Source organism: Geodermatophilus sp. CPCC 205761 (assembly GCF_051383655.1).
Lineage (GTDB): Bacteria > Actinomycetota > Actinomycetes > Mycobacteriales > Geodermatophilaceae > Geodermatophilus.
This window is the reverse complement of record NZ_JALPKQ010000008.1, coordinates 13,955-34,966: the sequence shown is the minus strand read 5'-3', so window position 1 is coordinate 34,966 and position 21,012 is coordinate 13,955. Positions and strand designations below refer to the sequence as shown.

Here is a 21,012-nt window from a genome sequence, read left to right as displayed (position 1 = left end):
GGACCCCCTTCCAGCACCTCACCAGGCGCCCTGCCACCCCGTGACCCGGGTGGCGGGGCGCCGTCGCGTCCGGCGGAGACTGGATCGGTGAGTTCGCCCGACACGCCGCTGCCCGACGTCTGGTTCACCCGCGACCTGCCGGTCCTGCGGGCCATCGCCCGCCTGGTCGACGAGCCCAAGCACGGGGGCGCGCCCTATCTGCTCGGCTCGGTCGTGCCGGCCAGCGGTCTGCCCAAGGCGGAGGTGATCGCGGCGGCGAAGGCGCTGGTGTCGGCCGGGTACGCCGAGGCGTTGACCAACCACGCCGGGGACATCGTCCGGATCACCGGCATCTCCCCGGAGGCCCGCCGGCTGGCCGGGCTCTGGCCGACGCCGCAGGGGGAGTGGGAGCGGCTCCTGGAGCAGCTGACGGCCCGTGCGGAGCACGCGCCGACCGACGTCGAGCGGGCCCGCTGGCGGGCCTTCGCCGACGCGGCCACCGCCGTGGGGGCCGACGACGGGGCGCTGCTCATGTCGGCGCTGATCGGGGGGTACGTGCCGCGGGCGCGGTAGCTCGTCCCCGTGAAACGACAGCGCCCCCGCCCGGAGGACCGGGCGGGGGCGCTGTGTGCCGACCGGGTGGTCAGCGGCTGATCAGGAGATCAGAGCGGGTTGACGTTCGCAGCCTGCGGGCCCTTCTGGCCCTGCTCGATGTCGAACGAGATCCGCTGGCCTTCGTCGAGCGAGCGATACCCGCTGGTCTGGATGGCCGAGTAGTGGACGAACACGTCCGGTCCGCCGCCATCAGGGGTGGCGAAGCCGAACCCCTTCTCCGCGTTGAACCACTTGACAGTTCCTTCGGGCATTGCTCGCTCCTAGCTGAGGTGGTGCATCGGGGTCCTGCCATAGCGCAGGGCCTTCCCGACGGGATGACCATAGTCGTCCGACCGCCCCTGCGGGGTGCCGGGGGCCACTCGATCGTCGGCGCGGCGCGAATCGGTTTCTTGCGGCGATCGTGCGGTTGTCTCGTCGGTGACCTGCGGCTGGGCCCGGAGAGTCCTCTGTGCCGGGACGGACCCGGCACACCGAGGAACGGATTCCCGACATGACCGCCGCCCTGCTGCCCGCCGCCCCCTTCGCGCTGTGCGACTTCGACGACCTCGCCGACGCCGACCTCGAGGCCGACCTGTCCGAGCGCCTCGAGGAGGCCGGCTGGGTGCTGCTGCGTTCCGACGGCGGCGGTGCCGACGGCGACGACATCGGGCGGCTCATCGACCGTCCGGGTGCGCGGTCCGGCCGGGCCGACGCCGTTGCGCTGGCGTGGTCGATCCGGCGCGGACGGGGAGCCGCGCTGGCCGTCCACGACCTCGGGCTGCGGGCCGCGCTGCTCGTCGACTGAGCACGGTCCGCAGGCGCGGGTCCGCCGACCAGACTCACAGTCAGAGCAGCCGGCCGGGCTCCTCCGGGAACGCGCGACCGGAGATCGGCGCGGCGTAGTCGCCGCCCGGGATGGGGGACGGGGTCCAGGACGGGCCCGCGGGCAGCGCCAGGGGCTCCGACCGCCACGAGGGGACGCCGATCGGCGGCAGTTCCTCCCAGTGGTGGTCGGCCAGGCGGGTCCGTTCCTGCCGCCAGGCCTGGACCGCGCGGCGCCAGCGGCGTCCGCCGACGTCCAGCCCGACCAGGACGGCCACGCCGACGGCCACCGTCAGGCAGGCGTTGGTCACCGCGGTGGCGACGTCCAGGGGCGTCAGCCGGGGCCACCCGATCGACTCGAGCTGCGCGCCGACGATCTCGACGACGACGTAGAGCACGCCGTACACCGAGAACGAGACCCGCACCGTGCACCTCCGTCGCTGACCGGTCCTCCCTCCAACGGCAGGTCCGGAGGGCGGCCGTCGTCCGCGGGGTGTCCGGTCACCCGTCCGGGTGAGCGGTCAGGGCGCCAGCACCTCGTTCCAGGGCCGCACCGTCCAGCCGGCGACCACGCCGTTCTGCACGAACGGGTCACCGGCGATGAACTCCTCGGCGGCCTCGCGGCTGGTGAACACACCCATCGCATCGCCGTTCATCGGCTCGTCGAAGGTGCCGACCATCAGCAGGACGCCGCGGTCGCGGAACTCGTGCAGCCGGGCGACGTGCGCCGGGCCGTGCTGCTGCGCCAACGGCAGGAAGTCCTCGACCGCGCGGTAGGTCATCACGTACTTCATGACCCGGCATCCTGGCGGCAGCACGGCCCCCGTGGTGCCGTGCGGGCGCGGCGATCTTGGCCCCTCCTTGGGGTGGCCTTAACCCGCGGCGGGCCACGCTGTGGCCGTGACCGGAGCTCGCGTGGCGTGGGTCGCCACCGCGGCGGCGGCGCTGGCGCTCGGCGGGGTGGCGGTCCGGCTGGTGGCCGCCTCCGCGCTCCCGGTCACCACGCTGGTCCTGCTCGGCCTGCTCGGCGGGGGCATCTGGACCGGCCTGCACTGCGTCGCCACGGTCGCCCGGAGCGACCCCGACCAGGACGAGAGCAGCCACTGCGCGTGGCTGCGCTGCCTCCACACGGGAGCACCCGGCAGCCTCGGCTGACCGCCCCCAAGGGCTACTTCTCCCGGCCGGCGTTCCAGAGAGCGAGTCCGATCGCCAGGATCAGGGCGGCGAGGATCGCGACGATCACCAGGTCCTGCGTTGTCAGGTTCATGTGTGGCCCGGCCCCTCTCTGAGCTGGAACCCCCCGCCGACGCGTCGCAACCTCGCGCAGCCACCTGGCAACCGCCTGGCCCGAACCTGGCAAGAACCTCGGAGCCCGCGCAGCCCCGGAGCCCGGGAGAAGCCGACCCAGCCGATCCACAGGCGCGCGATGAGGGCGGGCACCAGCAACGCTCGCCGCGCTCGCCGCACCACGGGTGGTCCTGCACGATCTCGGGGTGATCGAGGAGGGCAGCGTCGTCAACGCGCTCTTCGTGTTCGTGCCCGTCGACCCGGGCACCCGGGAGGCGGTCCTGCGCACGAGCGTCGTCCTCTCCAGCCTGGTCACCGGCACCCTCGGGGGCGTGCTGACCGGAGCCGTCGCGGTGGTGCTGTGCCGTGTCCTCCCGTCCGCGACGGGGCGAGGGGGGACCGGATCCGCGTACCCGACGGGGTCCCGACGATGAGCACCACGGATCGGACCGGCGGTCCGGAGGTGGGCGACGCCCTCCGGACCCGCGCGGCGCGTGCGGTCGCCGTCCACGCCCCGCGGTACCGCGGTGCCGACCTGCAGGAGCTCGGCGGCGGGCTGGACCACCGCGCGTTCCTGGCGCGGGACCTGGTCGTCCGCGTCGCCGACCCCGACGGGGCCGCTGAGGTGGCCCGCGAGGCCGCGTTGCTGAGGCTGGTCGCCGGGCACGTGTCCATCGCCGTACCCGCGCCCCTGTTCGCCGATCCGGACGAGGGGGTGATCGCCTACCCGCTCCTGCCCGGCCGGCCCCTGCTCGGACGGACACCACCCGAGGGCGCCGCGGCGCGCCTCGGAACGGTCCTCCGCGAGCTGCACGCCATCGACCCGGCCGACGTCGGCAACCGCGCCGCGGTCGACCCCGCCGAGCCGGCGGCGTGGCTGGAGGACCTCGGCGGAGCCGCGCCGCTGCTGCGGATCCTGCACGCCTCCCAGCCCCGCCCGGCACGTGCTCTGGTGCTCGCTCACGCCGACCTCGGAGCGGAGCACGTCCTCGAGCTCGGCGGTCGGCTGACCGGGATCATCGACTGGGCCGACGCCGCGGTCACCGACCCCGCGCTGGACCTCGCCCGGCCGTACCGCGACTTCGGCCCCGCGTTCCTCGACGACGTGCTGCGCGCGTACGGCCACGAGACCCCGGCGTTTCGCGACCGGATCACGTTCTTCGCCCGCTGCGCCGCTCTCGAAGACCTCGCCTACGGACGCGAGAGCGGCCGCGAGGAGTACCTCCGCGCCGCCCGGCGCAGCCTGACGTGGCTGTTCCCCGGCACCGGGGGGCCGCCGGCGTGATGCGTCGTATCGGGGAGCCGTGCGGACCGGCGGCAGCCGGCGACGTTCCTCAGCGGGCCATCGCCACGCGTCCCGCGTGCTGTCGGTCCGACAGGACGTTCCGCAACCGCCGTGCGCGATCGAGCATCAGCTCCCAGGCGCCGGGCACGGCCCAGAACGTCCAGGCGACGTAGACCGCCTGGAGCGGCAACCTCAGCCAGGGGTGCGAGGCACCGGGCAGGCCCTCGATGCGGACACCGGCCACCGCGACGTAGACGTTCGCGGGGAACACGGCGAGCAGGTAGGCGGCAAGGGCGAGGGCGATCTCCCGGCGGCGGCGGGTGGGGGCCGCGAGGCCGGCTCCCAGGAGCATCTCCAGCAGCCCGGTGCCCAGGATGACCCGTTCCCGGGCGGGCACGAACTCGGGGAGATGCTGGACGAAGGGCTGCGGATCGGCCAGGTGGCTGGCGCCCGCGGCCGCCATGGCCGTCGCCATGGCCGCCCGCGCGGCGTCCGGCGAGGACCGGCGGCCCCGGCGGGAGGGGACCAGCCGAGCGAGGACGTACGTTCCGGCGAGGAAGGCCAACACCATCACGGGGCACCCCCACGGTGTGTCCGGAGGTTCAACGAGGACGGGCAGGCGGGACGACGGTGCCCAGCAGCCGGGCGGTCGCGTCGGCCCACGACACAGGGAGGGACGCTCCCGGAGCGGTCCACGTGGTGAACAACGTGGCGCCCATGTGCGGGCGGAGCTTGGCCATGACCGCCCGGTGCGGCATCTCCCTGACGAACGCCGCCAGCGACTGCTCATCGGACCACGCCGACAGGGTCCAGAACGTCTTGGCCAGTGGTTGCGCGCGCAGGCTGTAGCCCACGAGCCCGTCCGTCCGCTCGAGCTGCCGGACGACGGACACGGTCAGCCCCATGAACCAGGGGACTCTCGCGATGGACCGGAGCGGCAGCCGGCTGGCCATCACGAGGTAGCTCGCCCGTTCTGCGGGCGTGGTCACGGTGCGCCAGGGGATCGTGGGCATGTCATGCCTCCGTGCGGCGGGCTCGCAGTGGTGGAGTGCTGCGCAGTGGCCGGGCCAGGCGTTCGTAACGCGGTCGGAGCGCGAGCCGGTAGACCACGCGGACCAGCCAGGGCTGGGCGGCGAGGGTCTCCGCTCGCTCCTGCTCGGTCGCGTGGTCGAGAACCCACGGGCCGGCGAAGACGATCGCCCGCGTGCCGACGACCTTCCAGGCCGCCTTGCCCAGGTCGGCGAACTCGTCCGAGGTGAATGCCTGCCGATACCGGGAGAACGCGACCTCCTCCTCGTGGGGGAGGTGGGTCGCGAGGATGGCCTCCAGTGCCTGCGTGGCTCGCACGTCCTCATCCCGCTCGCGCTCCCACCTGCCTCCGCCGGCAGCTGACGGAAGGCGCTCGAGGCTCTGGCGGGCCACCTCGAGGCGGTCGGCGAGGACGCGGTGCTCTCCCTCGAGTTCCGCGTCGGCCTCGGCGAAGGAGGGATCCCGCTCGAGCAGAGCGGGATAGATGACGGCCTCCTCCGCGGTGTGGTGGTCGTGGATCGCGCCCTCGTAGCCGGCGTACCACGAGCCCAGCGCCGACAGCCGGTCCGCGTCGTCCGGCTGCGCCGCGGAGACCAGCGCGGTGAGGCGACCGGCGTCGATGCGCATCGCCCGGTGTTCCAGGTAGCTGGGTCGGAGATCGGGTTCGAGTCCGGTGGTCACGGCGGCCCCCCTGAGAAGTGGCTCGACGGGCCGACGCTAGGGGGCTCCGCAGACGCAGGTACCGGCGAAAATGCCGGGATCCGGCGCCGTCAGTCGAACGACTGGGCAGCCAGTTCGGACCGGGAACTGATCCCCAGCTTCGCGAACACGTTGCGCAGGTGGAAGTCGACGGTCCTGGGGCTGAGGAACAACTGCGCGGCGACGGTTCGGGTCGGCAGGCCGCTGGCCACGAACCGCGCGACCTGGAGTTCCTGAGAGGTCAGCCGGAGCAGCGCCGAGGGATCGCCCCGCCGGGCGGTCGTCTCGCCGCACGCGCGCAGCTCCAGGCGCGCCCGCTGAGCCCAGTCCGTCGCCGTGAGGCTCTGGAACTGATCCATGGCGGCGCCCAGGTACGGGCGGGCAGCGACGCGCTTGCGGGCCCGGCGCAGCGCCTCCCCGTAGGCCAGGAGTGTGCGACCGCGTGCGAACGGCCTACGCGCCGAGTCGTGGTGCCGAAGCGCCTCGGTGAAGTGCTCCCATGCCGCCGGGCCGTCCGCGGCCACGCCCCGGCAGTGCGCCGCTGAGGCCAGTGCCCACGGAGCCCCGGTGGCCTCGGCGAGGTCCTCCATCCGCGTCGACCAGAGATGGGCCGCGGTCAGGTCCCCGGCGAGGACTGCCGCCTCGACCCGGTCGACGGTCGCCATGGCCGTGACCACGGGGTGGGCGAGCCCCTCCAGATCGACGAGGGCGGAGGCCGGCCGGGGTGAGAGCAGCCTGCGGGTCGAGCGACCCCAGCGCACGATCTCCAACGACGGTGCTCGGAAGACCCCGAGCTCGTGGCCGTCGGCCAGCGACTCCAGTTCCGTCCCGTGGGTGTCGGCGTCCTCGTCGTCGCCTCGCAGGGACGACACGAGGCTCAGCCAGGCCAGCGGTAGAGCCGACAGCTCCTCGTGGCCTGCCCCGCGAGCCAGCCGCACGGTCTCGGCGGCGCCGGCGGCGGCTGCGGTCCAGTGGCCCGCGAGGAACTCCGCGTGCGCGAGCCGGGGTAGCGCGAAGAGGAGCTCCGCCACAGCGCCGTTCGCGCGCGCCCGCGCGACCGCCCCTCTGCTCAACCGCAGGGCGGCGTCGTCGTCACCGACATAGAGGGCGTGCTGGGCAGCGGCCGCCATGAGCTGCCCGTCGCCGAGCCGCTCGGCGGACCGGATGCTCTCGGCGATCAGTCTGACGCCGGCGCGCGTGTTGCCCTCGAGCAGGTGCAGGAAGCCGGACAGCAGGTCCTGGGCCGGGCCGTCTCGCGCCTCCTCGAGCGGACCGAGGGTCGACATGACCGTCCGGATCTCGATCCCCGAGTCGCGGTCGCGTGACAGCCAGGCCGATTCGGCCGCGGCCGTCAGCAGTTCCCGGGCTCGGCGGCCGTCGGCCCCTCCCACCTGCCCGGCGGCCTCGATGTGGATGCGTCGAGCCGCCGCAGGGGAGCCGACGCTGTACTGCAACCAGCCGCGCAGGCGGCCGATGTCGGCCCGGAGGAGTGGATCGGACCCCCATCTCCTCGCCGACTCCAACAGCTCGGCAGCGTGGCCGAGCTGACCGGCCATCCACGCGTTCTCGGCGGCCGCGACGAGTCGTCGGCAGCGGGCGCCCCCGTCCGCGCTGAGTTCGGCGGCGCGCGCGAGGGCGGTACCGGCTGCCCCGAAGCCTCCCCGTCCGGCCGCACGCGCCGCGACGAGCTCCAGCTCACGCACGACGTTCTCGTCGGGCTCCCACGCGGCGGCGGCGGCATGCCAAGCGCGCCGGTCGGCGTCGCCGACGTCCCGGTAGGCCCGACTCAGGGCGAGGTGTGCACCACGGCGTTCCGACGTCGTGGCGGACTGGTAGACGGCCGATCGGACGAGAGGGTGCGGGAACCGGAGTTCGTCTTCCCGGACCGCGACCAGTCCGTCGCGCTCGGCCGCGTCGAGCGCGGTTGCCGGCAGCCCCGAGGACCGGGCGGCCGCGAGGATCGGGCCCAGCCGCCCCGTGTCCTCGGCCGCGGCCACGACGAGGAGTGCACGGGCGTCGTCGGGCAGCCGCCGCACCCGCTCGCTGAAGAGCCGCTCCACGTTGAGCGGCAGAGGGAGCGGGCTCGGCAGGGGCGTCTCCCCGGCCAGCTGCTGCACGGTGAGGACGGAGGGCAGCTCGATCAGGGCCAGCGGGTTCCCCGCGGTCCACTCGACGAGGCGTCGGGCGACGCCGTGGTGGACGGGTCGACCGGTCCGCTCACCCAGCAGTGCGACGGCTGCGTCCACGTCCAGGCCCTCGAGCCGGAGCTCGGGCAGATCGGCGGTCGGGAACGAGTGGCGGTCCGGGTCGCGGGCAGCGAAGACGAACCCGATGCGCTCGGCACCCAGTCGGCGGGCGACGAACAGCAGGGTCGCCGCCGACGCGTGATCCAACCAGTGGGCGTCGTCGACCAGGCAGATGACGGGTTGCTCCTCGGCGGCGGTCGCCAGCAGGCCGAGCACGGCCACGGCGATGAGGAACCGGTCGACGACGGGCCCCTCCAGGGAGTCCTCCATCCCCAGTGCCGACCGCAGGACCGCGCGTTGGTGCCGGGGCAGGTGGTCGGCGTGTCCGAGCACGGGGAGGAGCAACTGGTGCAGGGCGGCGAACGCCAGCTCGGTCTCGGACTCCACACCGCGCGCCCTGAGGACGGACAGATCGGACGAGCCCTGCACGGCGTGCTCGAGGAGCGTCGACTTCCCGATCCCCGGAGGTCCCCGCACGACGAGCAGTGCACTCCGACCGGCCCGGGCACCCTCGATGACCGCCGCGATCGCCGCCTCCTCGGCGAGCCGGCCGTGGATCTCCAGACGCCCGGCGTCGGTGGTGTCCACCCGTGCGAGCGTGGCACTGCAGCCCACGCACCGGTACGGCCTTCGGCCCCCGCTTCCTCAGCCGTTCGGTGGGACCTGGCGGGCAGGTGTGCGTGTCACCCCCGCTCGGCGACGGCGGCGAGCCGGGCCAGCGAGGCCGCCAGCTTGTCGGCCGTGGTCGCCCGGGCACGGGACATGCGCTTCTCGTCGGTCAACCGGGTCCAGTCGTAGGTGTGGGTGACGCGCGTCCGCGACGAGTCGATCGGCTCGAGCTGCCACCGCCAGAGGTGCCCGGGCGGCTCCTGACCCGGCTCTGCGGGTCTCCACGCGATGCGCCGGCCCTCGTCGAACTCGACCACGTGGTTCTCCCGGACGCTGCCCCCCGTGAGGGTCATGGTGAAGACCGCACCGACGGCCCGGACCCGCTGCCCGTCGGCAGCCTCGGCCAGGTTCTCGTTGCCGTCCCAGCGCGGCTGTTGAGCCGGGTCGGCGATGAGCTCGAAGATGCGCCCCGCGCCGGCCGCGATCTCCCGGCTTGCGGTGGCGATGCGCGGAACGTCCTCGTCGCTGGTCATGCCGACATCGAAACACCGGGGGACGGCACCCCACAGCGCGATGCCCTCCGCCCCCACCTCCGCGGCTGAGGCCGGTCCCCGCGAGTCGTCGGGGCCGCGGCGATCAGTCCGCCACGGCAGAGGCGGTCTCGGCGGGCAGCTGCTCCTGCGAGGCCGCCCAGGAGGCGAGGAGCTTGAGCGCGTCGGCGGCCGGGGTGCCGGCCGCGGCGGTGTAGACGTTGAGGTGCAGACCCGGCGACGAGGCCAGCTCCATGCCCTCGAAGTCGAGGTCGAGCTGGCCGACGACAGGGTGGCGGAGCCGCTTCTGGCCGCTGCGGTGGAACGTCACGTCGTGCGAGGCCCATCGGCGGCGGAACAGCTCGGAGCGGGTGGAGAGCTCGCCGACCAGCTCGATGAGGGCCTTGTCGTGCGGGTTGCGGCCCGCCTCCAGGCGCAGCATCGCGGCGGCGTCGTTGGCGACCCGGTCGTAGTCGACGAAGAAATCCTGAGCCGCCTCGGCCTGCAGGTAGACGAACCGCGTCGTGTTGGCCGGACGGCGCGGATCGGCGAGCACGGGGGAGTACAGCGCGCGGGCCAGCTGGTTCATCGCCACGATGTCGTGCCGGCCGTTGCGCACCCACGCCGGCGCGTCGGTCATCGCGTCCAGCAGCTGCTGGATCTGCGGCTGGACGGCGGACTGGGCGGGGCGCCTGCGGGAGGTGCCGCGGGCGCCGCTCTCCCGGGCGAGGGCGTACAGGTGGGTGCGCTCGGCCTCGTCGAGACGGAGGGCGTCGGCCAGGGCGCCGAGCACGCTCTCCGACGCGCCGGCGAGGCCGCCCCGCTCCATGCGGACGTAGTAGTCGACCGAGACGCCGGCGAGCATCGCCACCTCCTCGCGGCGCAGTCCCTTCACCCGGCGGTTGCCGCCGTAGACCGGCAGCCCGGCCTGCTCGGGGGTGATGCGCGCCCGTCGGGTGCTGAGGAAGTCGCGGATCTCCGCGCTCAGGTCGGTCCTGCTCACGCCCCCACGGTAGGCAGCTCATCCGGGCGCGAGGGAGGCACTGCGAGTACCCGGAACGACAGGCTCTCCCTGGCTGACGGCATCCGGGCTTCCCTGGACCGGAGACGGGACCGGGTGCCGCTCCCGCGGCGGATCCCGTCGACCACCGACCGCAACAGGAAGGCACGGGAACGTGCGAGCAACAGTCATGTACGGCGCCGTCGACGTCCGGGTGGAGAACCTGGCCGACGCGACGCTGCAGTCCCCGACCGACGCGGTGGTCCGCGTGGTCCGCACCTGCGTCTGTGGCAGCGACCTGCACCCCTACCACTCCATGCCGGCCTCGCCCGAGGGCACGACGATGGGCCACGAGTTCATCGGCGTCGTCGAGGAGGTCGGTTCCGACGTCGTCACGGTCCGCCGCGGCGACTTCGTCATCGCGCCGTTCGCGTACTTCGACAACACCTGCGAGTTCTGCCGCGAGGGCCTGACCACGTCCTGCGTGCACGGCGGCTTCTTCCGGACGGCGCAGGCCGAGGCGGTCCGCGTCCCGCTGGCCGACGGCACCCTGGTCCCGGTGCCGGTGGGGGAGGACGCGGCGCTGCTGCCCTCGCTGCTGACGCTGTCCGACGTCCTCATCACCGGCCACCACGCGGCTGTGCGGGGACAGGTCCGCCCGGGGTCGTCGGTGACGGTCATCGGGGACGGCGCGGTCGGCCTCCTCGCGGTGCTGTCGGCCAAGCGGCTGGGCGCCGAGCAGATCGTCCTCATGGGCCGCCACCGGGTCCGTACCGACCTGGGCCGGGAGTTCGGCGCCACCGACGTCGTCGCCGAGCGCGGAGACGAGGGCATCGCGAAGGTGCTCGAGCTGACCGGGGGGCTGGGCACCTCCGCCGTCCTGGAGTGCGTCGGCCACCGCTCGGCGTACGAGATGGCCCTCGGCGCGGTCCGCGCCGGCGGCGTGATCAGCCGGGTGGGCGTGCCGCAGTACGACGAGGCGCCGGCCGGCTTCAGTCTGTTCGGCCGCAACCTCACGCTCACCGGCGGGCCCGGCGCCCAGCGCTCCTACATCGAGGAGTTGCTGCCCGAGGTGCTCGACGGCCGCATCGAGCCCGGCCGCGTCTTCGACCGGACGGTCGGTCTGGACGACACCCCCGAGGGCTACCGGGCCATGGACGAGCGGACCGCGCTCAAGGTCCTCGTCCGCCCCTGACCGGAGACCGAGGAGCCCGGGCGCGGGCAGCCTCCACGACGAGAAGGAAGTACCGCCATGCAGCTCCGTCCACTCGGCCGCACCGGCGTGCAGGTCAGTCCCCTGTGCCTGGGGGCGATGATGTTCGGCCCGTGGGGCAACGACGACCGTGCCGACTCGGTCCGGATCATCCACCGCGCCCTCGACGCCGGGATCAACGTCGTGGACACCGCCGACGTGTACTCGGGCGGCGTCTCCGAGGAGATCGTCGGGGAGGCGCTGGAGGGCCGCCGCGACGACGTCGTCCTGGCCACCAAGTTCTTCATGCCGATGGGCGAGGACCCGAACTCCCGCGGAGCCTCCCGCCGGTGGATCATCCGCGAGGTCGAGGACTCGCTGCGGCGGCTGCGCACCGACCACATCGACCTGTACCAGGTGCACCGGCCGAGCCCGGACACCGACGTCGAGGAGACCCTCGGAGCGCTGACCGACCTGGTCCGGCAGGGGAAGATCCGCTACCTCGGGTCGTCCTCCTGCTCCGGCTCGCAGATCGTGGAGGCGCAGTGGGCGTCCCGGGAGCGACGGCTGGAGCGGTTCGTCACCGAGCAGCCGCCGTACTCGATCCTCGTCCGCGGCATCGAGGAGGACGTCCTGCCGACCGCGCAGCGGTACGGCATGGGCACGCTCACCTACAGCCCGCTCTCCGGCGGCTGGCTGTCGGGCCGGTGGCGGAAGGACGCGGCCCCGACGCCGGCGTCCAGCGCTCGACCCGGCGCCCGGTTCGACATGACCAGCCCCGCGAACCAACGCAAGCTGGACGTCGTCGAGGAACTCGCGCGGCTCGCCGAGCAGGCGGGCATGAGTCTCATCGAGATGTCGATCGCGTTCGTCCTGCGCCACCCGGGCGTCACGTCGGCGATCGTCGGCCCGCGGACGATGGCACAGCTCGAGTCCTACCTCCCGGCGGCCGGGATCGAGCTGTCGACGGAGGTCCTCGACCGCATCGACGAGCTCGTCGCCCCTGGCGTCACGGTGAACCCCGACGACAACAGCTACGGCGCCCATGAGCTCACGCCGGCAGCACGTCGGCGTTGACGGAGTGGGGCAGTGACGTTCGGGTGACGGCCGTGACCGCAGGATCAGCCTCTGCGGTGCGATCCGGAGATCCGGTCCTGGTGGAGGTGCGGGATGAACGGACCACAGGGCGGCGCGGCCTTCCTGGTCGGCGCGTGGTTCCTCCACGTCCGGGTCGGTGAGCCGCCGTCGGCGCTGGAGCGGGAGCTGATCAACATCCTGTTCGCCGACGCGGTCGCCGCCTTCGCCGCGGACGGCACCGCCAGCGTGTCGGTCTCGCCGGTCTACCCGGTACCCGATCAGGCGGTCTCGACCGAGCACCTGCTGGTCGGCACGGGCTTCGGCACCTGGACGTCCACGGGGGAACGGACCGCGGCGGTGACGTGCGGCGCGCTGATCCGGGATGCCGAGGGCAACTCCGTGGCCACCCTCGTCCTCACCGGTGCGGTCGAACACGACGCCGAGTCGGACACGTTCAGCGGGCCGTACACGATCGAGAGCCATCTCACGCGGGCGTGGTCCCGGAACCTGCCGTCTCTCGACGGGTCGGTGCAGGGATGGCGCGTGGGGTGAGGCCTCCGTCGACGCCGGTCGGGGCTCAACGCAGGCGGATCTCGGCGACGATCTGCGCGTGATCGGAGGCGATCCGATCGCGGCGGTCGTTGCTGAGCTGACTGTCGAACAGGTGGTCGTTGAAGTACCGCAGGTCCACCACATCCGCGATGCGTTGCGGATTGCGCTCGTAGAACTCCTGGGTCACGAGGATGTGGTCGAGATTGTCGTAGTGCCCGTTGAAGATGTGCGTGTAGCTGACATCGCGGCCGGTCCGGCGAACGGTGAGTTCGTAGGCGGAGTAGAGCAGCCGGTCCCAGTAGGCCTTCCGGTCGTCGGGATCGCGCGGCCAGAACCGTGAGGGCGAGTCGCCCATGATGATGTCCGTCGTGACCGCGCGGGCGCCGTCGTTGAGATCGCCGAGGACGATCGCGGGTTGCGCGTTCCCGGTGACCTCCTCGAGCACGAGGAAGCGCAGGGCCGCCGCTTCGGCGGCGCGACGGATCAGCGCCCGGGCCTTGCCCAGCGCCTCCTCGCGCGGGTCGTGTTCGGGCGCCTGCGGGTCGCGGATCGGGCGCTTGGACTTCAGGTGGACGACGAAGACCGTCGCCGTCGTGCCCTCCGCGGGGTCGAGGACCACGCGGGTGCGCAGGACCGGACGGCTGAACGTCCCGACCGGCAGGGCGAGACCGTCCACGGCCACGTCCATCCCGGCGGGGAAGTCGGTGATCGCCGTGACCGGCTCGGTGGGCAGCCGGCTGGCCAGGCCGAGCCGTGGACCGCTGGCCCCGTCGGCGCCCGGCGCCACGACGGTGCCGTCGGGGAACTGACCTGACCGGGAGCAGACGTCGCGCAGGGCCTCCTCGTGGAACACCTCCTGGAAGCCGACCACGTCTGCCCTCATGAGCGCCAACTGGCCCGCGATCCACGTCGCCTTCTTCTCGTACTCGGCGGCCGAGTACGGCGCCTCGTCGGGGTAGTAGCGCTCGCCGGGCCGGGCCAGGTTGAGCACGTTGAAGGTGCCGACCTTGACGTCCATCCCAAGCCACCCCCGATCACGGCGCGTCGGCATCCTCGGCCAGAGCGCGTCACCGCTCCGTCACCGAGCTCCGACCGGACTCTGCACGCGACCGTGGACCTGAAGCTCTACAGAAGCGAGTGTCGAGTCGCTGTCAATGTAGCTCTACACTCTTGTGTCCTGAGTATCTCTGATCGTAGTGTGTCGCCACGCATCCGCGTGACGCACAGCACACTGCAGAGGACCCTGACCATGCGCCGTGTCCCTCCACCCCTCGCGAGTGCCACGACGGGGCGACGCCGCCGATGACCACCCTCGTCGAGTACCTCGTCATCGGGCTGTCCCTCGGCGCGATCTACGGACTCATGGCCGTGCCGCTGAGCCTGGTCTTCAGCACGACCGGGACCATGGACCTGGCCATCGGCGGCTACGCGGTGGCCGGCGGGCTGACCGGCGCGACCGTCGGCGGGCTCGGGGGAGCACTGGCCGGGCTGGCTCTGGGGGCCGCCGCCGGCGGGCTCATGGGCGTGGTGTTCCTGGTCCTCCGCAGTCGCCCGTCGGGCGACCACATGGGGCCCGTGCTGGCCAGCGTGGGCCTCCTCTTCGCACTCGTCGCCCTCAGCCAGGCAGCGTTCGGTCTCGATCCCGTCTTCGTACCCTTCCTCGAGGGCGTCTGGGAGATCGGGCCCCTCCGGATCCGCCCGGTCAGCGTCCTCATCCTCGCGGTCGTCCTGCTCGTCGGGGGCCTGCTCGTCCTCGGCCTGCGGCGCACGCCCCTCGGGCGGTGGATGCGTGCCTGCGCATCGAGTCCGCGGGACGCGGAGCTGATGGGCATCCCCGTCCGCCTCGTCCAGCTGTCGGCCTTCGTCCTCTCCGGCCTGCTGGGGGCCCTCGGTGGGCTCCTCCTGGTGGCCAGCCGGGGCCTCGCCTACGACGCCGGTCTGCCGCTGGCGCTGTTGGGCCTCGGCGCGCTGATCATCTTCGGGATGCGGGGTCCGGTCACCGCGATCGTCGGTGGGCTGGTCCTGGGGGTCGTCGAGTCGCTCGGCGCGGGGTACCTGCCCGCGACGGTCGTGCCGATCGTCCCGCTCCTGTTCATCGTCGCCGTCCTGGCCAGCGGCCGGTTCGACGTGCGGGTGGGGGTGCAGCGGCCGTGACCCGATTCCGTACCCACCGTCCCGTGGCGGTGCTGGCCCTCGCGCTGGCGGTCGTCCTCGCCCTCACCTGGCAGAGCCGCCCGGACCTCGATCTGGTGCTCGTCGTCTGCACCACCGGTCTCGTCGCGGTCTCGCTCGGCCTCGTCTACGGGCAGGCGGGGATCCTCTCCGTGGCACAGGGCGCCTTCGCGGCCGTCGGCGCCTACGCGACGGCGATCGTGACCACGCAGTGGGAGCTGCCGCTGTGGCTCGGCCTGGTGGCCGCGCTGGTCGTCCCGGCGGTGCTCGCCTTCGTGCTCGCCCGGGTGATCGTCCGGCTGTCCACCATGGCCCTCGCCGTCGCGACGCTGCTGCTCGCCGAGGTGATCGGCCACGCGATCGCGGCCGGCGGTGAGCTGACCGGTGGCTTCATCGGTATCGCGGGCATCGACTCCTGGGAGTTCATGAGCGACCGGGCCGGCGCCGCCGTCACGGGCGCCGTCCTGCTCGTGCTGGCCGTCCTGGTCGTGTCGCACCTGGTGCACTCGCAGCAGGGCCGGGCGTTGCGCGTGGTGGCCACGGACACGACGCTCGCCCGGAGCCTCGGGATCGACGTCACCACCCGGCTGTCGGTGGTCTTCGCGCTGGGTGGCGCGATCGCCGGGTCTGCCGGCTGGCTCTACGCCTCCACGCGCAGCTTCCTCGCGCCGGACTCCTTCCCCGTCCTGCTGTCGCTCGAGGTGGTCATGATGGTGATCATCGGGGGCAAGCGCACGGTCCTCGGGCCGGTACTCGGCACCGCCGTCCTCGTGGTGGTCCTGGATCTGGTGCCCGCTTCGGAGCTGCGCGGCGTCTTCTACGGCGCGTTGCTCGTCGTCGCGCTGATGCTCTTCCCGAACGGAGTGCTCGGCTCGGACTGGCGGTCGGCCGGGCGGCGGCTCCGACGGTCGGGCGCGGCGGGGGACGATGCGCGACCGGCCGTCGTGCAGGAGCGGTCCGAGGCCGCGGCCGCGCGCACGGGGAGCCCGGCATGAGCATCGAGGTCCAGGGTGTCAGCGTCCGGTTCGGCGGGCTCCACGCGCTGACCGACGTCACGATGAGCGTCCCCGAGGGCCAGGTCACCGCGCTGATCGGGCCCAACGGCGCCGGGAAGAGCACCCTGGTCAACTGCATCACCGGGCACGTGCAGCCGACGACCGGGCGCATCACCGTCGACGGGACCGCGGAGGAGCGCGTGCCGGCGCACCGGCGGGCCGCGGGTGGGATCGCCCGGACGTTCCAGACGCCGCGGGTCGAGCTGGACCGCACCCTCGGGGGGAACGTGCTCGTCGGCGCCTGGTCCACCACGGGCTCCGGCCTGCTCGCCACCCTGCTCCGGACGCCGGCGATGCGCCGGCGGGAGGTGCAGGCCCGCGAGCGCACCGAGCAGGTCCTGCGACAGTTCGGGCTGGAGGACGCGCGGCACCGGCGGGCGGCCGACGTCCCGGTGTGGATGCTGCGGCTGCTCGAGGTGGGCCGTGCCGTCGCCATGGGGCCGCGGTACGTCCTGCTCGATGAGCCGGCCGCCGGGGTGGACGACGCCGCGCAGGAGCTCCTGGCGCGGACGGTCCGCTCGCTCGCCGACGACGGCATCGGGGTGCTGCTGATCGAGCACCACTTCGGCTTCGTCCGCGAGGTGAGCGACAGCGTCACCGTGCTCGCCCAGGGCCGGCTGCTCATGCAGGGGAGCGCCGCGGAGGTCGCCGCCGACCAGACGATCATCGACACCTACCTCGGGAAGGTCGGGGCACATGACTGAGGCCGCGCTGTCGTGCCGGGGGGTGTCGCCCCGGTACGGCTCGATCACCGTCGCCCGGGACGTCGACCTGGAGCTCGCCCCGGGGGAGGTGCTGGCGCTGCTCGGCCCGAACGGGGCGGGGAAGTCCAGCGTCGTCGAGTGCCTCGCCGGTCGGGTCGCCGGACGTGGGGAGGTCACGGTCGGCGGGCGTCGGGTCGACCGCCTCCCGGCGTTCCGGCGAGCCCGGGCAGGCCTCGCCCTGGTGCCGGAGAACCGGGGGCTGTTCCCGGATCTCTCCGTCGCCGACAACCTGCGGCTCGGCGGCATGCTGGACCGGTCGGGGGCGTCGTCGATCGATGCGGCGCTCGAGCTCTTCCCGGTGCTGCGGAACCGCTGGACGCAGCCGGCCGGCACGCTCAGCGGCGGGGAGCAGCAGATGCTGGCCATCGCCCGGGCGATCGTCGCCGCCCCCACGGTGCTGGTCCTGGACGAGCCCACGCAGGGCCTCGCGCCGCGCATCTACGACGTCATCGTGGCAGCCCTCGAGGTGCTCCGGGACCGTGGCCTGGCGGTCCTGCTCGTCGAGCAGAACGTCGGCTTCGCCGCCGAGATCGCCGACCGCTACTGCGTGATGTCGGCCGGCCGGATGGTCGACATCGGCCCGGGCAGCCGGCTGCGCGGCGACGCCGACGCGCTGTTCGAGCTCTTCATGGCCGGCTGACCGCCGCACCCACACCACCCGCGGCGCAGCAGCTCGCCGCGGGGCGATGCCGCACGCCTCCACTCCGGCCGCTGCCGGACGCGGGTGCGGCACCAGACCACGCCGGGACGCCGTCCCGGAGGGAGCACCACCGTCTACTGGAGGTACGGGATGTTCAGGGTCCGACGCTCGTCGGCACTGCTGGTTGCGGTGCCGGTCCTGCTCCTCAGCGCCTGCGGGGGAGGGGACGACGATGGCTCCGGCGGCGGCAGCGACGAGCCGATCAGGATCGGCATGGTCTCCTCGCTCACCGGTCCCGCCGCCGCGTTCGGCATCCCCATGCGCGACGCGGCGCAGGCTGTGTTCGACGACATCAACGCCGACGGCGGCGTCCTCGGCAGGGACGTCGAACTCGTGGTCTACGACGACGAGACGAACCCGACCCGGGCGGCCCAGGGCGCCACGGAGCTCGCGGATGAGGGCGTGGTCGCGATCATCGGTGCCGTCACCAGCAGCACGACTCTGGCGCTGGCCCCGGTCGCGGCGTCGCAGGAGATGCCGATCATGGCGATCGCCGCCGCGGTCGCGGTGACCGCCGACGACGCCGAGGGTCTCGACTGGACGTGGCGGATCACCAACAACGACGGCGAGACCATCCCCGCCCTCTTCGACCGGGTCGTCGCGGAGGGCCACCAGCGGATCGCGATCTTCACCCAGGACGACGCCTACGGCGAGTACGGCACCAACGTGCTGCAGGAACTGGCCGAGGAGGAGGGCGGCGGCGTCGAGATCGTCGAGATCGCCTCGGCCGCGATCGACGCGACGGACGTGACGCCGCAGGCGACCCGGCTGCGGGACGCCGATCCCGATGTCGTCATCCTGCAGCTGCAGTCGGTCGGCCTGGCCAGCAGCTTCCTGCGCGCGGCGGCCGACGTCGGACTCGAGACGACGATGTACGGCGGCATCGGGATGTCCCAGCAGGCACTCGTCGACGCCGCGGGGGCCGCGGCCGACGGGCTGATCACCGTCAACGTGCTGAACCCGAGCAGCCTCACCGCGGGCCAGGAGGAGCTCTACTCCCTCGTGGAGGCTGCCGGTGGCACGCCGACCTACGGGTTCGCCGACCTGGCGGGCGGGGACGCAGCGCGTGTGCTGGCCGCGGCGATCGAGCAGGCCGGCGAGTCCGACGGCCCGGCCATCAACGACGCGCTCACCGCGGGCATCGAGGTGGAGGGTGCCGCGCTGGCGCCTTACTCCTTCTCCGGCGACGACCACGACGGGATGCCCATGCCCGACGCGCTGACGTTCACGGTGGTGCGCGAGGGGGCCTTCGTCGCCGCCGACGCCTGACCGTTGCCCCGGCGCCCGGCTCTCGCCCCGGGCGCCGGGAGGATCGCAGAACTCTGTACAACCATGGCAACTCGAACGCCCGTACTGTAGAGTGAGGGCCTGGCCGACGCAGAGGAGTGCCACGTGTTGGACGAACTGACGCGGATCGTCGTGGCCGGCGCCGGCCTGGCAGCCGTCCGGGCGGCCGGGCAGTTGCGCCGCCGCGGGTACGCCGGGTCGCTCGTCGTCCTCGGGGCCGAGGCGCGGGCGCCCTACGACCGGCCGCCGCTGAGCAAGGCCGTGCTGGCCGGCCGGCGGGACGACACCGCCCTGCGCTTCGACCCGCGCGCGCTCGACGTGGACCTGCACCTGGGCGAGCAGGTCACCGGACTGGACCTCGGTCGCCGGGTCGTCCGGACGCTCCGCGGTGAGATCGGCTTCGACGGGCTCCTCGTCGCCACCGGCGCCGCCCCCGTGCGCCTGCCGGGGGACGGCGAGCAGCTGACCCTGCGCACCGCCGACGACGCGCTCGCGCTCCGCGACCGCCTCCGGCCCGGTGCCCGTGTGCTCGTCGTCGGCGCCAGCTGGATCGGCGCCGAGGTGGCCACGGCCGCGCTCGCCCGGGGCTGTGCGGTGACCTGCCTGGAGGCCGGGCCGGCGCCGCTGGCCGGTGCGCTGGGAGCCGACGTCGGCGCGTCCTTCCTGCCCTGGTGGTCGGGCGTCGACCTCCGGCTCGGCGTCTCCGTCGCCGCGGTCCAGGACGGTGGGGTGCTGCTGACCGACGGCAGCGCCGTCGCCGCCGACGTGGTGGTCACCGCGACCGGGGTGCGCCCGGACACCGGGTGGATGACCGGCAGCGGGCTCGACCTCGACCGCGGGGTGGCCGTCGACGAGCACCTGCGGGCGTCGTCCGGGGGCGTCGTCGTCCCCGGCGTCGTCGCGGCCGGCGACGTCGCCGCGCGCTGGTCGCCGAGAGCTCGGGCGCGGGTCCGCGTGGAGCACTGGGAGGACGCCGGGAGCGCGGGGACGACTGCCGCCGGCACGCTGCTGGGCGCGCCGGGCGACCCGCTGCCCGTGCACGACCCCGTGCCGTACTTCTGGAGCGACCAGTTCGGCGCCAAGCTGCAGTACGTCGGCGCGCACGGTGCCGCCGACCGGCCCGTCGAGGCTCCCGAGGACGGTCGCCCCGGGCGCACCGTCACGTGGCTGGACCCGGCCGGTGCGGTCACCGCCGTCCTGACCGTCGACCGCCCCCGGGACGCCGCGGCTGCCCGGTCGGTGGTCGCCGAGCGGCGCGAGCTCGCGACGCAGCCGACCTGACGATCGGAGAGAGGACCCCAGCGTGAGTGGACGAGTGGCCGGCAAGGTCGCGCTCATCACCGGCGCCGGCCGCGGCCAGGGCCGCAACCACGCCGTGCGCCTGGCCCGCGAGGGCGCCGACGTCATCGCCGTCGACGTCCCGGGGGCCTATGCCGAGATCGACTACCCGATGGCGACGGTCGAGGACCTGGCCGAGACCGCCCGGCTGGTCGAGGCCGAGGACCGGCGGGTGCTCCCGGTGACCGCCGACATCCGGAACGCGGACGCGCTGCGCGCCGCCGTCGACGAGGCCGTGGGGCAGTTCGGCCGGCTCGACGTCGTCGTCGCCAACGCCGCGGTGTGCAAGCTGCACGCCTGGCACGAGGTCACCCCGCAGGTGTGGTCCGAGGTCGTCGACACGACCCTGACCGGCACCTGGAACACGATCGCCGCGACCGCTCCGCACCTCATCGCCGTGGGCGGTGGGTCGATCGTCGCCGTCGGCTCGACGTCGGCACTCAAGGGCACGCCGTTCTTCGCGCCCTACACGGCGGCCAAGCACGGCGTCGTCGGCCTCGCCAAGGCGATGGCCAACGAACTGGCGCGCCACTCGATCCGGGTGAACACGGTCCACCCGGCGGGGGTGAGGACGGCGCTGACCGGCGGGCTCAAGCGGCTGGACGAACTGATCGGCACCGACCCGAGCCTGGGTCCGGTGTTCATGAACGCGCTGCCCACGCAGTGGGTCGAGCCGGACGACGTCAGCAGCGCGGTCGTGTACCTCGCCTCCGACGAGTCCCGTTACGTCACCGGCACCGAACTCAAGGTCGACGCCGGCAACACCAACCGCTGAGCCCCCGGGCGGGACGCGCC

Annotated in this window: 25 protein-coding genes; 15 read left to right on the top strand and 10 right to left on the bottom strand. The window is 73.5% G+C overall.

Annotation, left to right across the window (positions count from 1 at the left end):
• The first annotated feature begins 87 nt into the window (after positions 1 to 87).
• The gene (locus MY526_RS06700) at positions 88 to 552 is read left to right on the top strand and encodes a hypothetical protein (RefSeq protein ID WP_436703531.1); all 465 of its coding nucleotides are present in this window, start codon (positions 88 to 90) and stop codon (positions 550 to 552) included.
• Positions 553 to 641: 89 nt separating this feature from the next.
• On the opposite strand, the gene MY526_RS06695 is transcribed toward MY526_RS06700, so the two are convergent.
• Positions 642 to 845 (bottom strand): cold-shock protein, encoded by a 204-nt coding sequence (locus tag MY526_RS06695; protein ID WP_012948038.1) that lies wholly within the window; start codon positions 843 to 845, stop codon positions 642 to 644.
• Positions 846 to 1,084: 239 nt separating this feature from the next.
• Here MY526_RS06695 and MY526_RS06690 point away from each other — a divergent pair, with 239 nt between their 5' ends.
• Positions 1,085 to 1,378: a hypothetical protein gene (locus tag MY526_RS06690; RefSeq protein ID WP_436694729.1), complete on the top strand. Its 294-nt coding sequence runs from the start codon at positions 1,085 to 1,087 to the stop codon at positions 1,376 to 1,378.
• Between the two features lie 40 nt (positions 1,379 to 1,418).
• Here MY526_RS06690 and MY526_RS06685 read toward each other — a convergent pair whose 3' ends face one another.
• The gene (locus MY526_RS06685; RefSeq protein ID WP_436694728.1) at positions 1,419 to 1,820 is read right to left on the bottom strand and encodes a hypothetical protein; all 402 of its coding nucleotides are present in this window, start codon (positions 1,818 to 1,820) and stop codon (positions 1,419 to 1,421) included.
• Positions 1,821 to 1,916: 96 nt separating this feature from the next.
• Positions 1,917 to 2,189 carry a YciI family protein gene (locus MY526_RS06680; RefSeq protein ID WP_436694727.1) on the bottom strand — a complete coding sequence of 91 codons (273 nt, stop codon included), beginning with the start codon at positions 2,187 to 2,189 and terminating at the stop codon, positions 1,917 to 1,919.
• Positions 2,190 to 2,295: 106 nt separating this feature from the next.
• On the opposite strand from MY526_RS06680, the gene MY526_RS06675 reads away from it, so the two are divergent.
• From MY526_RS06675 to MY526_RS06665, 3 genes are all read left to right on the top strand, one after another.
• Entirely contained in the window at positions 2,296 to 2,550 is a 255-nt protein-coding gene (locus tag MY526_RS06675) for a hypothetical protein (RefSeq protein ID WP_436694726.1), read from the top strand.
• Between the two features lie 338 nt (positions 2,551 to 2,888).
• On the top strand, positions 2,889 to 3,116 hold the full coding sequence (locus tag MY526_RS06670; protein ID WP_436703530.1) for a hypothetical protein: 228 nt from the start codon (positions 2,889 to 2,891) through the stop codon (positions 3,114 to 3,116).
• The gene (locus MY526_RS06665) at positions 3,113 to 3,967 is read left to right on the top strand and encodes a phosphotransferase (protein WP_436703528.1); all 855 of its coding nucleotides are present in this window, start codon (positions 3,113 to 3,115) and stop codon (positions 3,965 to 3,967) included. Before MY526_RS06670 ends, MY526_RS06665 begins: the two co-directional genes overlap by 4 nt.
• Positions 3,968 to 4,016: 49 nt before the next feature.
• Here MY526_RS06665 and MY526_RS06660 read toward each other — a convergent pair whose 3' ends face one another.
• From MY526_RS06660 to MY526_RS06635, 6 genes are all read right to left on the bottom strand, one after another.
• The gene (locus MY526_RS06660) at positions 4,017 to 4,538 is read right to left on the bottom strand and encodes a DoxX family protein (protein WP_436703526.1); all 522 of its coding nucleotides are present in this window, start codon (positions 4,536 to 4,538) and stop codon (positions 4,017 to 4,019) included.
• Between the two features lie 31 nt (positions 4,539 to 4,569).
• Positions 4,570 to 4,980: a hypothetical protein gene (locus MY526_RS06655; protein ID WP_436703525.1), complete on the bottom strand. Its 411-nt coding sequence runs from the start codon at positions 4,978 to 4,980 to the stop codon at positions 4,570 to 4,572.
• 1 nt (position 4,981) lies between these two features.
• On the bottom strand, positions 4,982 to 5,677 hold the full coding sequence (locus MY526_RS06650; protein WP_436703524.1) for a hemerythrin domain-containing protein: 696 nt from the start codon (positions 5,675 to 5,677) through the stop codon (positions 4,982 to 4,984).
• Positions 5,678 to 5,766: 89 nt separating this feature from the next.
• Positions 5,767 to 8,529 (bottom strand): ATP-binding protein, encoded by a 2,763-nt coding sequence (locus tag MY526_RS06645; RefSeq protein ID WP_436703523.1) that lies wholly within the window; start codon positions 8,527 to 8,529, stop codon positions 5,767 to 5,769.
• Positions 8,530 to 8,624: 95 nt separating this feature from the next.
• On the bottom strand, positions 8,625 to 9,083 hold the full coding sequence (locus tag MY526_RS06640; protein ID WP_436694719.1) for an SRPBCC family protein: 459 nt from the start codon (positions 9,081 to 9,083) through the stop codon (positions 8,625 to 8,627).
• A 103-nt stretch (positions 9,084 to 9,186) separates the two neighbouring features.
• Entirely contained in the window at positions 9,187 to 10,083 is an 897-nt protein-coding gene (locus MY526_RS06635; RefSeq protein WP_436703521.1) for a helix-turn-helix transcriptional regulator, read from the bottom strand.
• Between the two features lie 172 nt (positions 10,084 to 10,255).
• On the opposite strand from MY526_RS06635, the gene MY526_RS06630 reads away from it, so the two are divergent.
• The 3 genes from MY526_RS06630 to MY526_RS06620 all read left to right on the top strand — a co-directional run bounded on the left by MY526_RS06630 (position 10,256) and on the right by MY526_RS06620 (position 12,901).
• Positions 10,256 to 11,275 carry a zinc-binding dehydrogenase gene (locus MY526_RS06630; RefSeq protein ID WP_436703519.1) on the top strand — a complete coding sequence of 340 codons (1,020 nt, stop codon included), beginning with the start codon at positions 10,256 to 10,258 and terminating at the stop codon, positions 11,273 to 11,275.
• A gap of 57 nt (positions 11,276 to 11,332) precedes the next feature.
• A complete protein-coding gene (locus MY526_RS06625) occupies positions 11,333 to 12,349 on the top strand; it encodes an aldo/keto reductase (RefSeq protein WP_436703517.1) in 1,017 nt (338 codons plus the stop codon).
• Positions 12,350 to 12,442: 93 nt separating this feature from the next.
• Complete coding sequence (locus MY526_RS06620; protein ID WP_436694715.1) at positions 12,443 to 12,901, top strand: hypothetical protein; 459 nt, start codon at positions 12,443 to 12,445, stop codon at positions 12,899 to 12,901.
• A 25-nt stretch (positions 12,902 to 12,926) separates the two neighbouring features.
• On the opposite strand, the gene MY526_RS06615 is transcribed toward MY526_RS06620, so the two are convergent.
• The gene (locus MY526_RS06615; protein WP_436703516.1) at positions 12,927 to 13,919 is read right to left on the bottom strand and encodes an endonuclease/exonuclease/phosphatase family protein; all 993 of its coding nucleotides are present in this window, start codon (positions 13,917 to 13,919) and stop codon (positions 12,927 to 12,929) included.
• A gap of 284 nt (positions 13,920 to 14,203) precedes the next feature.
• On the opposite strand from MY526_RS06615, the gene MY526_RS06610 reads away from it, so the two are divergent.
• The 7 genes from MY526_RS06610 (at position 14,204) to MY526_RS06580 (ending at position 20,992) form a co-directional block, all read left to right on the top strand.
• Entirely contained in the window at positions 14,204 to 15,055 is an 852-nt protein-coding gene (locus MY526_RS06610; protein WP_436694713.1) for a branched-chain amino acid ABC transporter permease, read from the top strand.
• Entirely contained in the window at positions 15,052 to 16,068 is a 1,017-nt protein-coding gene (locus MY526_RS06605) for a branched-chain amino acid ABC transporter permease (protein WP_436703514.1), read from the top strand. Before MY526_RS06610 ends, MY526_RS06605 begins: the two co-directional genes overlap by 4 nt.
• Entirely contained in the window at positions 16,065 to 16,832 is a 768-nt protein-coding gene (locus tag MY526_RS06600) for an ABC transporter ATP-binding protein (protein ID WP_436703512.1), read from the top strand. Before MY526_RS06605 ends, MY526_RS06600 begins: the two co-directional genes overlap by 4 nt.
• The gene (locus tag MY526_RS06595; RefSeq protein WP_436694710.1) at positions 16,825 to 17,532 is read left to right on the top strand and encodes an ABC transporter ATP-binding protein; all 708 of its coding nucleotides are present in this window, start codon (positions 16,825 to 16,827) and stop codon (positions 17,530 to 17,532) included. The genes MY526_RS06600 and MY526_RS06595 overlap by 8 nt, the downstream gene beginning before the upstream one ends.
• 150 nt (positions 17,533 to 17,682) lie before the next feature.
• Positions 17,683 to 18,861: an ABC transporter substrate-binding protein gene (locus tag MY526_RS06590; protein ID WP_436694709.1), complete on the top strand. Its 1,179-nt coding sequence runs from the start codon at positions 17,683 to 17,685 to the stop codon at positions 18,859 to 18,861.
• A 123-nt stretch (positions 18,862 to 18,984) separates the two neighbouring features.
• Entirely contained in the window at positions 18,985 to 20,160 is a 1,176-nt protein-coding gene (locus MY526_RS06585; protein WP_436703511.1) for an NAD(P)/FAD-dependent oxidoreductase, read from the top strand.
• A 22-nt stretch (positions 20,161 to 20,182) separates the two neighbouring features.
• Positions 20,183 to 20,992, top strand: coding sequence for a mycofactocin-coupled SDR family oxidoreductase (locus tag MY526_RS06580; RefSeq protein WP_436703510.1), 810 nt, complete (start codon positions 20,183 to 20,185; stop codon positions 20,990 to 20,992).
• Positions 20,993 to 21,012: the final 20 nt, after the last annotated feature.